The following is an 11961-nucleotide window of genomic DNA, read 5'->3' as shown; positions in this document are numbered from 1 at the left end:
ATCTATTCGAGCACGCCCGCAGCATTGAAGCGCGCAGTCCAGCTGTTCGCTTCGCGGAACGCCGCGATGCCGTCGTCGCTTGCTGGGCAGCGCAACGCGGCATCGACTCCGCTGCCGAGCCGGTCGTGGGCGTCGATCAGGAACGTGGCCGGTTCATTGCCGCGGAGCGTCATCTCGCCGAAGCTTGTCGAAATGACGGGCAGGCCCATCGCCCGGTACTCGTAGTACTTTATCGGATCGACGCCGTCAGTCAGTTGATTGCGGATGAACGGAATCAGGCCGATGTCGAACTCGCGCATCGCCTTCAGTGCTTCGGCATGCGGCACTGGCGGCAGCATCTGCACGTTGCCCGGCAGCGCGGCCGGCGGCTGTGAAAACACCGGGCCGATGAGGCGGATCCTGTCGTTCGGCCGTTGCTTCGCGAGCGCGATGAGCCACGCCCAATCGAACCACGGTCCCATGGTGCCGAGATAGCCGATGATTTTCGTCTGGCCATCGCCGAGCCGTGTGAGCTTCGCGACATCGGGTGCGGGAAGGACCGCCGGATCGAGCCCGTTATAGACGACGCGCGCATCCGGCCTCAGCGTTTGCCAGCGCGCGCGTAATGCCGTGGACGACACGAGCAGCCGCACCACGCCCGCAGCGATGCGCTCCTCGACGCGCGCCAGCGCCGCGCGCGATACGCCGGTGTAGAACGCGGGGAAGTCGTCCATGCTGTCGTAGACCGAGCGCGCGGCGCCGGCGTGTTCCAGCAGATCGAACGCGAGCGCACTCGGCTTGCCGACTACGAGCAGCGTCTCTTCGGCGGCGCAAAAGGCCGCGACGCGCTCCGCGACAGCCCGCCAGGCAAGCCGGTTGACGATCGTGCCGCCGGGCATCGGCTCGATCGGCAGCGCGCGCACGCCCGCGACGGTGACCCACTCCGGCGAACGCACTTGCGCGCCCGAAGCGTTCACTGGCGGACGACGCAGATCGCGCAGCGCGGGCAGTCGTGTCGCGTATGGATCGATCCACAGCACGCGGCCGCCCGTAGCCGCATGAAACCATTCGACGAACTTGTGCGGACGCTGCGCGAAGCTCGCCCAGGGCAAAGGCGACAGATAGACGAGTTGCTGCATCAGCAAAAGCGTTCCTTCAGCACATCGACGATACGACTTGCTGCGTTGCCGTCGCCGTAAGGTGAAACGCCGCGCGCCATCGTACGGTACTCGGCGGGATCGCTCAGAAGACGGGATACCGCATCGACGATGACATCGGTCTGCGTGCCCACAAGCCGCACGACACCGGCTTCGACCGCCTCCGGCCGCTCTGTCTCGTGGCGTAGCACCAGCACCGGCTTGCCGAGGGCGGGCGCTTCCTCCTGCACGCCGCCCGAGTCGCTCAGGATTAGCGTCGCGCGCTGCATCGCCGCGACGAACGGAATGTAGTCGAGCGGCTCGGTGAGGATGATGCGCGGATGACCGTTCAGCATTGGATGCACCACGTCGCGCACGTTCGGGTTCGGGTGTACCGGAAACAGGATTTCAATGTCGTCGTGACGTGCCAGCAGTTCGAGCAAGGCGCTGCAGGTGTTCCTGAGCGGCTCTCCGAAGTTTTCGCGGCGATGCGCGGTGACGAGCACGAGCCGCTTGCGCTCGTCGAGATCGAGATCGAGGGCGGGCTTTTCATGTGCAACCGACAAGAGCGCATCGATTACCGTGTTGCCCGTCATCCAGATCGTGTCGTCGGGTACGCGTTCGCTCAGCAGGTTCTGGCGCGCGCCTTCGGTCGGCGCGAAATGCAGCGACGCGAGGCGCCCCGCCACGACACGGTTCATTTCCTCGGGAAACGGATTGTCGATATCGCCGGTGCGCAAGCCGGCTTCCACATGCCCGAATTCGATGCGCCGATAGAAACACGCCATTGCGACGGTCATCACGGTCGTCGTGTCGCCTTGTGCGAGCACGAGCGCGGGCTTTTCCTGTGCCAGCACACGATCGATCTCCTTGAGCAGACGCGCGGTCAGCCCGGCGAGCGACTGGTTTGGCCTCATGATGTCGAGATCGATATCCGGAACCAGCCCGAAGCACGCCAGAATCTTGTCCAGCATGCCACGATGCTGCGCCGTGTTGAGCACGCGCACTTCGAACTCCGAGCAGGCCTTCAGCGCGAGGATGACAGGTGCCATCTTAATTGCCTCAGGCCGCGTACCCACCGCGCACAGAATGGTATGCCGCATGTGCGGTTCCTTTACCACGTATAGTCGAGATAGAAGTGCGGATAATCGCGCCACTTCTCCTTGAAATACTGCGCATTACGCAAGAATAGGGCGGTGTACTTGTCACTGCCGGAGTTGGCCTGCGTGGTCTGGTGAGGCTGATGGCGCACGCCCGAGAGGTCGCGGAAGGTCACCTTCATGTCGAGCGCCTTGATCTGGAAACACAGGTCTGTGTCTTCGAAGCAGGTTGGGTCGTAGAAGGTATCGAAGCCGTGCGTGGCGTCAAAGGTGCGGCGGCGCATGAAGAAGCCGCTCGTGCCCAGGAAGCCGATGTCCGCGCGATAACCGTCGCGGATCGCGATCGCGTTCATCGCGCGATTTGGACAGTAGTCGGCGATCATGCCGCCCAGGTCTGTGCGCGTCTTGTCGAACCATCCGGCGTTCCAGCCGATAACCCCGACGCTGGCATCGTTTTCGAGCACATGCAGTGCCTCGGCGAAGCCCGAGGAGCCGGTGAACCACTGATCGCTGTCGAAGAAAGCGATGTACTTGCCCGTGCTATGCGCAACGCCGAGATTTCGGCCCGAGGAGCAGCCGTTCTGCGGGTTGCGCACGAGCTTTACCTGCGGGAACCGCTGCTCGACGATTTCGGCGCCGCCATCGACGCTCGCGTTGTCTACGACGATGACATCGGCCAGATAGGGTCCGCAGTGCGCGAGCAGCGTTTCCAGCGCACGCGCAATGATCTTCGCGTTGTTGTGAATCAGGATCACGACGCTGACGTCGCGACGCGGCGCAGCCGGGCAAAGCTGTTCGAGACGACCGAGCCAGCTGTTCTTCGAGACGAAGCTGTCGTCGGCGAGTGCGGCAGCCTCCGCGCTACCGAGTTCCTCGCAGCGCGCCGCGAAGGAGCTTTCGTCCGCGCAAACGTGCAGGCCCGCCGTCGGCGTGATGCGGAAGTCGAGCGAGGCTACGACCGGCTTGCGCAGATGCAAGCCGGCATAGATGCCGACCGTTGCGTCGCCGTCGACAAGTGCGTCGCGCAGCAGCGGGAAAAAGAGGAAATGCGCGTTCGCCACATATGCCGGAAGCTTGTCGAGGGCTTCGGTCGCGCGCACGACCACGTTTGGTGGCAAATTCGGCGGCGGCGTGCCGTCGGCCATGAAGCAAAACGTCACGTCCGGCGACTGTTCGGCGGCACGCCGCGCAAATGCCCAGTCGACCAGCTCCAGTCCTTCCATCGAATAGAAGAGCGCGACGCGGCCCTTCTTCGCGGCGAAGCCGTCAGGCGCATCGAAGGTCTTGTACGGATCGAATACCGTGTGCAGCGCCGCGCCGGGCAGCAGTTCTACTTCCTCGCGAACGTTTCCGCGCACGAGTTCGGCGAGTGCGGGAGTTGCGGCCGTGCACCGGTCAGCCTGCGCAAGAAGCGTCGAGTACATTGAGCGGTGCGGCTCGGCGGCGTGCGACCAGTCGGAGTCGACGTCGAATACTGTCTCGATGCCCCGATGCTTCGCGTACTCGAAGAAGGCCGATATTCGCGAGTCGGGCACGCCGATCACAAGTCGCGCCGCTTCCGATACCCGCTCGAACACGTATTCGAGCGTCGTCGTTTCGATCGGCTGATGGATCAGGCCAGGAATCCGCAGCGCGGGCGCTGGCGCCTTGTCCGCTGCGCCATCCGTTGCCGATACATAGAGATAGATCACACGGTGCCCGGCATGCAGCGCCGCGAGCGAGAGTTGCGCGTGCCGGTGCGCGGCGCCCGCCCAATCATAGCGATGCTGCGCGATGATCACCAATTCCGAACGCTGCAGCTTCGCCGCCGCACGAAACCACAATTCCGGATCGCCTGGCGCGAGTTCCTGAGGCGCAGCCTCGATGATCTTTGCGTGCGCGTTCTCGATGGCCTGCCGCGCGTGGAGGTGGCGCTTCGCCGCGGAGGCGAGCGCGCGTAAGCCGCCATTGCGCAGGATATAGACGGCGCGTTCCGCGTAGGCACGCGGCGCGGAAATCAACTTACGTACGAGCATGTTCGATTCAAGAAAGGGTGAGCGAGCGGCGGCGGTGGAGGAATCGGCGCCGATGTGCAGAATTCGCAGCAAACGAACCCATAATAGTCGGTTGCGATTCCGAATTTGCTCCAGCTCGAGCTCGTGTTTCGCTCGCAGTTCGTTCGCCACGCGGAGCTGTTCCTGCGCGACGGACAGCGCTTCGCGCACAGCTTCGGTTTCTGCGCGGCTTTCCTCGAGCCGCGCGTTCAAGTCGGCGAGCGTTGCCTGTGACGCGTTGTACAGGTCGCTCAGTTCAAAGACGCGCTTTTCGTGCTCCTCGGACAGTTGACGCGCGGCCCCTTCGGCAGCGCGCGCGTGCGCCGCCTGCGCCTCGCTCGCGCTCAGTTGCATGTCGCGAAAGCCCACGATCTCGAGCGCCTTCTCGCGCATTCTGACGGCCGCCTTCTTCTGCCAGATAGTCTGTTCGAGCCAGGCGCTCATCCAATCGAAATCGCGGCTTTGCCATGCTTCGCGCGATTGCGATGCGTCCCGCGCGCGTTCCATGGAAGCGTCCAGCATGACTTCGTGTGCATGCGACGACGCCGCGAGCCCGGCCAGCGTCTCCGGTGCGACGACCCACGCGGGAGCGTCGGCGGCGGTCAGACTGTGCAACGCGTGGCTGAACTTGGTTTCGTCGTCAGTCAGTTGCAGGCGCAGGTTGGTGGGCATACCCGCCATATCGTGCGCGAGCGCCATCTTGCGGTCGTATTCGAGCGCGGCCGTCGGAATGTTCGACGCTATCGCCATGATGCTGGCATGCAGGCGCATGGAGAACGCGGCGTCGCATTTCCGCAGCACCGCGAGCGCCTCGTCCGGTGTGAGACGATCCACGATCACGCTTGGAACACCTTCCCCGAGCTGGCTTTGCATCGATTCGAGGAAGTCCCGGTCAGAGGTCTGTTCGCGTGTGCTTTCCGACCACTGGAAGCCGATCCAGATGACAGACCATTCCGGCGGCAGCGTCTTGCGCAATGCCGCGATGAGCTTCTCTTCCCAGTCGTGCGAGAACTCCCACAGCCGCGCGATGATCGCGAGCTTCTTGCGCCCGGAGAGCGCCTCGATGCCCGGCTGCTCGAAGGCGACCGGCTGCGCCTGCTCGGCGACGTAGCCCCAACCCGGATCCGCGCCGACTTCGATTGGCCGGTCGACGCCGAGCGAGCGCAGCAGCTCAAGGGAGTCGTTGTCGCGAAGCGTGACATCATCGACGAGCGTGAAGACGTCTTTTACGACTTCGCGCGCCTTGGGATGATGGAGCGGGCCGATGCCGTGCGCCCAGATCGCCGTGCGCAAGCCGAACTGCCGCGCCATGTAGAAGATGCGCGCATAAGCGGCGATATCGTTCTGTGTCGGGTCGTAGAGCGCCTCGACGTTGAACGGATGGTGATCCTGGAAGATCCCGCCGCCGCCGAACACGAGCAGGTCGGCCGTTGCGAGCGCACGGCCGACATCGCCTAGATTGAAGTAATCGACCGCGTCGATGCCGAGCCGCTTCTTCGTGTACTCGGGATTGTTGCTGAGCGCGACAAGCTCGCCGCCTCTTGCGTGAACCTGGCGCGCGAGCGCGGCGAGCAACAGCTCGTCGCCGACGTTCGGCGCGCCGTAGTAACCCACGGCGACCACTTTGACGCGATAGGACATGACGTTGCCCTCCTTGCTCATTTCGTGAAATCGAAAACAGGGCAGGGCGCAAGCCAGCCGGAGCCGCCGTTGCTTTGCGGCAGCACGTCGATATGCCCCGCATACGGCAGACGCGCATGACGCTTGTATTCGCCGGAATCGACATCGCCCACGCCGATCGCTACGACATAGCGATTGCCCGAGAAATTGGCGCGCAACGACCACGTGAAGTGATAGATGCCCGCGTCGAGCGGCTCGAGCTCGATATTCATGTGCTGCGTGGTCGTGCTCCACAACACGATGTCGTCGACGCTCTTCAACTGCACGCCGAAGCACGGCCGTTTGTTCGGCTGCGCGACGCGAATCGACACGGTGACCTTGAACGGATCGTCGAAGGAGAAAGTCGTGCGGTCTCGGCCGTTTTCGTCGGTGATCTTCACATCGAGGATCGACGTCCTGTCCGACACGACCTTTTTCGTCTCCGAGCCGCGGTGGGCCTGTCCGGGCGCCTGGCCCGCATCGTCCTCGGGGATGGCGATATCGATGGCGCTTCCGCCTTCTTCATCGACGAGATCGTTCGCGTAAAGCTTGACCACGTCGCGGCAGGCGCCATCCTTGATCAGCCGGCCGCGCTTCAGATAGATCGCACGGTCGCAATACTCGACGAGCGTGTTGGTAGAGTGCGTGACCAGAAGAATCGTGACGCCTGACTTCTGCATCTCGCGGATACGCGTCAGACATTTCGTCTGGAACGCCGTGTCGCCGACGGCAAGCGCCTCGTCGACGACGAGGATGTCCGGGGAAACGTGAATCGCCACCGCAAACGCGAGCCGCACATACATGCCGGACGAATAGGTCTTGACCGGCTGATCAATGAACTCGCCGATATCCGCAAAGGCTTCAATCTCGTGAAAGCGCCCGGCGATTTCCTCGGGCGAGACGCCCATGATGCGCGCCGAGAGCAACACGTTTTCGCGCCCGCTGAACTCCGGATTGAAGCCAGCGCCCAGTTCCAGCAAAGCGGAAATGCGGCCGTTGACTGCGATTTCGCCGCTGCTCGGCGACAAGGTGCCGGCGATGATCTGCAGGAGCGTCGATTTGCCTGAGCCATTGCGCCCGATGATGCCGATCGTCTCGCCGCGCTTCACCGAGAACGAGACATCGTGCAATGCCCAGAAATTTCGGCCGTATTCACGCGCAGCGCGGCCCGGCAGCTTGACCCGCGAGGCGAAGGATTGCCGCAGGCGATCGGCTGGCTTGTCGTAGATCCGGAAAACCTTCGACAGATGGTCGACATCGACGAGCAGTTCATTCGCCGATTCCGGCTGATTGTACGCGGCAGTTTGCATGAGCTTGTAGTTGGACGGCTGTATCGGCTTCGAGCGTGGCGATGGGTTGCCATCGCGCGGCCGCTTGCATGCGGCCGCCTTGTTCGTCAGTGCGAGGCCGCCACGGAGCGCGCGGCCTCGCCGGGCGCGATGCGCAACAGTTTGTTGTACAGACGGCGCTTGGTGTCCACGCACGCATCCAGGTTGTAGCGCGTTCTGAGCAGCGCCTGCGCGTTGCGCGCCATCTCGGCGCGCTTTTCCGGATCGTTTGCGAGACGGATCATCTGTTCCGCGAAGTCCTCGGCGGCATCGGCGATCACGAGATCGCGGCCATCGACCGCGCCGAGTCCCTCGCAGCCCTTTGCCGTGGAGAGAATCGGGATGCCGTTGCTCATCGATTCGAGAATCTTCACGCGCACGCCGCTGCCCGAAAGGAGCGGCACGAAGAGCAGGTGAGCTTCGTCGAGAATTGGTTCGATAGAAGGCACGAAGCCATGCACGAAGATGTTCTTGCCGTCATGCAGCGCCTTGAGATCGTCGGGCGGATTCGCGCCGAGGAATTGCAGCCTGATGTTGTTTTCCGCGAGCCGGTCTCTCACGAGCGGCAGGATCTCGCGTGCGAACCAGGCGACGCCTTCCGCGTTCGGATACCACCAGAAGCCGCCCATCCACAGCATGTTGACGACATCTTTTGGCTTCGCGCTGTAATCCGATTCCTTCACCGGAAAACATAGCGGAATGTAGTGCTTCTCGACCGGAGCGGTGACGCGGTCCATGTCCTCGCGCGATATGAAGGTCATCGCATCGAAGTTCCAGGCGTTGTCGATCTCCACCTTCCTGGCGTTGCGGCGGCTGATCTCCGCGACCTTGCTTACCGCGAGCTTCTGCCAGCCGCCGAGGCCGCCCGGAATCCAAAACGGGAACAGGTCGGACTCGATGTTATGGCTCACGAGCACTGCCGGCAGATCGGGCGCGAATTTTCGGAAGAACGCGAGGTGCGTCGTGTGCACCTCCAGCATGTCGATGTTCTGCTCGCGGATGATGCGGCGCGCGTTGCGCACGGCGTCGCGGCTAAAGTAGCTCGCGTCCATGAAGGGCAGGCCGTGCAGTGAATGCATCAGCGAATGCAGCGCGCGGCCGGCGGTCGTCTTGTCGGCGGGCATCGGCGCGCGCGGTTCGACGTGCACCGACTTGAAGTGGCGCGCGTACAGGTCGCCATGCTGCTCGACCTTCCTCCGTTCCTCCCCGCCGCCGATCGTGAACAAATGGAAGTCGTACTCGTCGACGAGCGGCGCGAGCGTGTTCATCGTGTAAATCGCTCCACCCGCATTGGCCGGCAAGGGCGGCGCCAGGGTGAATACGAGAACGTTCTTTTTACGCATGCTAGCCATGAGATTCGTCAAACACGTCTGTGTCAAAAAAGGGCGAAAAATCGGTCAGATATGCAATCTCGCGATTGCGCTCGGCGATTAGCTTCGCGGGCACGCCGCCTACGACCGTATAGGGCGCGACGTCTTTCGTCACCACCGCGCCAGCCGCCACGACTGCGCCTTCGCCGATGGTCACGCCTGGCAGAATGGTCGCCCGCGCGCCGAGCCATGCGTGGTCCTTGATCTCGACCACGCCGCCGATCGACGCGAAACCGGGGTGATTATGATCGTGATGCAGCGAGAGAATGCAACATTGGAATGAGATGTTCACGTTGTTGCCGATCATCACGCCCGTGCGCCCGTCGATATAAATTTCGCGATTGAGCACGCAGTTGTCGCCGATGCTTACGTTGCAGCGCGAGTGATAGCCCGTAAGGAACTGACGCATGCTGCCGTGCGTGCGCTGACCGATCCTGACGCCGAGAATGCGGCGGTAGTACGCGGTGCGCAGCCGTTCCCACGGAACGTGCGCAATCACGTTATTGCCGACGTAGTACTTCAGCGCGGCGAGAAAGTAATACGTCGAGGAGCGCAGCAGCCTCGCCTTGATGCGATGCTTCAGGCTCGAACGCGTACTTGCCTGGCTCATAGGTCAGCTTCGTCCGTAGTTGTCGTCGAAACGGACGATGTCGTCCTCTCCCAGATACTCGCCGCTCTGCACTTCGATCATCACGAGATCGGTGACGCCCGGGTTCGTGAGCCGGTGCTTGTGACCCGCCGGGATGTAGGTCGATTCGTTGGTGCGTACGTAGAACTCGTTCTCGCCATTGACGACCAGCGCCATGCCGCTCACCACGATCCAGTGCTCGCTGCGGTGGTGATGCAGTTGCAACGAAAGACTCGCGCCCGGCTTCACCTCGATGCGCTTGATCTTGAAGCGCGAACCTTCTTCCAGAACCGTGTAGATGCCCCACGGCCGATGCACGCTGCGATGCACCTTGTACGCCTCGTGGCCGCTCGCCTTCAGCGCCGCGTAGACATGCCGCACGTCCTGCGCGCGATGCCGGTTGGCGACGAGCAGCGCGTCGGCGGTATCGACAATCAACAGGTCCTCCACGCCGACTGCACCGACCAGGCGGCTGTCGCTGCGCACGTAGCAGTTGGACACGTCATGAAGAAGCGCTTCGCCTTCCACCCGATTGCCGCGCTCGTCGGGGTGGGCGAGTTCGCCCATCGCGTTCCACGAGCCGATGTCGCTCCAGCCGATATCGCATTGCACGACCACCACGTTCGACGAGCGCTCCATCAACGCGTAGTCTATCGAGATGTCCGGCGCGAGGCCGAGCGTGCCGCCGTCGAGTTCGATCTGCGCGCCGCTCGCGCCGGATGCGCGGTGGGCTGCGTCAAGACACTTGCGCGTGGCGTCGAGCACGTCGGGGCAGTGCTTCGACATTTCGGCGATGACCGTGCCCGCGCTGAAGCAGAACATGCCGGCGTTCCACAGGAAGTTGCCGGAGTCGAGATAGGCCTGCGCGGTTTCGGCATTCGGCTTCTCGACGAAACGGCGAACCTTGGTGCCGTCCGCCTCGATGTAACCGTAAGCCGTTTCTGGAAACGTCGGCGTGATGCCGAAGGTGACGAGCGCGCCCGCCTGCGCGAGCGCCACGGCACTTTTCACCGCTTCCGCGAAGGCTGGCTGGTTGCTCACGAGATGATCGGCAGGCAACACCAGCAAAACCGCGTCGTCGCCGAGTGTGGCCGACACGTGCAGCGCAGCGGCCGCGACCGCCACGGCCGTGTTGCGTCCGAACGGCTCGAGAATGAACGAGGCGGGGAGGCCTTCCTTGTTCACGTCGCGGTACTCGTCGCTGGTCTTGAAGAAGAGTTCGCGGTTCGTGACCGTCAATATCTGGGCGACGTCCGGAAGATGTGCGCCGCGCTTGAACGCCTTCTGCAGCAGGCTTTCACCGTCTTCCAGCCGAATGAACGGCTTCGGGTGCGACTCGCGCGACACGGGCCACAGGCGAGAGCCGGCGCCGCCGCAAAGAATGGTGGGGACGAGTTGAGCCGACATGGTATTGCTAGCCTCCGAAAAACTTCCAAAATTCCGGCGCGTCGAACAAAGTCGCGCGCTCATTCTCATGTGCCGATGTCGTTGCGGATGCTGCCTTCGAGCTTACAGCACATCGGCGAAACCTTTACGCGTGCGCTGGAACCACCAGAAGCCCAGCCAGCAGACGATTATCGATCCGGCCATGCAGACGACCCAACTCGTCCAGTCGGGCTGCTTGCCGAAGATGAGCGTATTGCGGCCTTCCTCGATGATGAAGGTGAGCGGATTGAGCCGGATCAGGCTTTGATACTGCTGCGGCAGGTTGGATACCGGATAGAACACGGGCGAGAGGAACATCAGCACGGATGTGATGATGCCCGTGATCTGCGCGATATCGCGCACGTACACGCCGAAGGCCGATAGGAACCATGCAAAGCCCATCGCGCCGATAATCAGCGGCGCGAGGATCAGCGGGAACAAGATGGCCGTCCAGGGCAATGCGTGCAGAAGGAGCACTTCCGCGACGATCAGCACGAACAGGCTGATCGCGCTGTGAAAGAGCGCCGAGCCGAGCGCGACGATCGGCAGGATCTCAAGTGGAAAGATCACCTTTTTCACGTAGTTGACGTTCGCAAGAATCAGAGTCGGCGCGCGGTTGATGCACTCGGCGAGCAAACTATGCAGGATCAGACCGACGAACAGCACGACGGCGAACGCTCCCTTGTTGTCATCGAGCGTGCCCCAGCGGGCCTTGAACACGACCGAGAAGAAGAACGTGTAGACAACGAGCATCAGCACAGGATTGAAGAAGGACCATGCAAGGCCCATCACCGAGCCGCGATAACGGCCGATGACTTCACGTTGTGTCATTTGCAGAATCAGTCCGCGGTTGCTCCAGACACTCCTCAAAATGGCGGCGAGCGACGCGGGATGCTTCGAATGTGGATTCATCGAGTTATGCCAATGCTGTTGAAAACTGCCTCGGCCCAGTCCTCACTGAACTCAAAGCTGCCTTCGTCCGCCGTGAAACGGCCTGCATGATCTTAGGACCTGCGCGGCCCCGGGGCGGCGTTGCGTGTAAAAGCAACCCGTTTCGTTGCTCAAAGCGGTCGTTGATCGGCAATAAGGGTTTTGCCTTGTTGTGCCTCTCTTCATACGGCTCATGCGTGAACGTGCCCCAGACCACGCGCCTGCATGAAGGCGGGCGGCGAATTATACTGCATACGTCTTTACGCTCTGAGCCTTTGGCCTCGCCCTGCGGACGGCAGGCGAGCCGTGCCCGCAGCCCGAAGAGGCTGGGCAAAGCCCATCATGGTCCGTGGATGCGCGTGCCAGAGCAAGC

Annotated in this window: 8 protein-coding genes; all 8 read right to left on the bottom strand. The window is 62.6% G+C overall.

The window, feature by feature from the left end; all coding sequences use genetic code 11:
* Window positions 1–2: 2 nt before the first annotated feature.
* On the bottom strand, window positions 3–1118 hold the full coding sequence (locus LDZ23_RS10845; RefSeq protein ID WP_244807546.1) for a glycosyltransferase family protein: 1116 nt from the start codon (window positions 1116–1118) through the stop codon (window positions 3–5).
* On the bottom strand, window positions 1118–2218 hold the full coding sequence (wecB, locus tag LDZ23_RS10840) for a non-hydrolyzing UDP-N-acetylglucosamine 2-epimerase (protein ID WP_244807545.1): 1101 nt from the start codon (window positions 2216–2218) through the stop codon (window positions 1118–1120). The genes LDZ23_RS10845 and wecB overlap by 1 nt, the downstream gene beginning before the upstream one ends.
* Before the next feature lie 11 nt (window positions 2219–2229).
* A complete protein-coding gene (locus LDZ23_RS10835; RefSeq protein WP_244807544.1) occupies window positions 2230–5889 on the bottom strand; it encodes a polysaccharide pyruvyl transferase family protein in 3660 nt (1219 codons plus the stop codon).
* Between the two features lie 17 nt (window positions 5890–5906).
* Entirely contained in the window at window positions 5907–7217 is a 1311-nt protein-coding gene (locus LDZ23_RS10830; protein WP_244807543.1) for an ABC transporter ATP-binding protein, read from the bottom strand.
* Window positions 7218–7303: 86 nt separating this feature from the next.
* Complete coding sequence (locus tag LDZ23_RS10825; RefSeq protein WP_244807542.1) at window positions 7304–8587, bottom strand: glycosyltransferase family 4 protein; 1284 nt, start codon at window positions 8585–8587, stop codon at window positions 7304–7306.
* On the bottom strand, window positions 8580–9215 hold the full coding sequence (locus tag LDZ23_RS10820) for an acyltransferase (RefSeq protein WP_425306885.1): 636 nt from the start codon (window positions 9213–9215) through the stop codon (window positions 8580–8582). Before LDZ23_RS10820 ends, LDZ23_RS10825 begins: the two co-directional genes overlap by 8 nt.
* A 3-nt stretch (window positions 9216–9218) precedes the next feature.
* Entirely contained in the window at window positions 9219–10640 is a 1422-nt protein-coding gene (locus tag LDZ23_RS10815; protein ID WP_244807541.1) for a mannose-1-phosphate guanylyltransferase/mannose-6-phosphate isomerase, read from the bottom strand.
* A gap of 102 nt (window positions 10641–10742) precedes the next feature.
* Entirely contained in the window at window positions 10743–11570 is an 828-nt protein-coding gene (locus LDZ23_RS10810; protein ID WP_244807540.1) for an ABC transporter permease, read from the bottom strand.
* Window positions 11571–11961 lie beyond the last annotated feature (391 nt).

It is taken from the genome of Caballeronia zhejiangensis, assembly GCF_022879815.1.
In the GTDB taxonomy this organism is placed as follows: Bacteria; Pseudomonadota; Gammaproteobacteria; order Burkholderiales; family Burkholderiaceae; genus Caballeronia; species Caballeronia zhejiangensis.
This window is presented reverse-complemented; position numbering and strand designations above follow the sequence as displayed.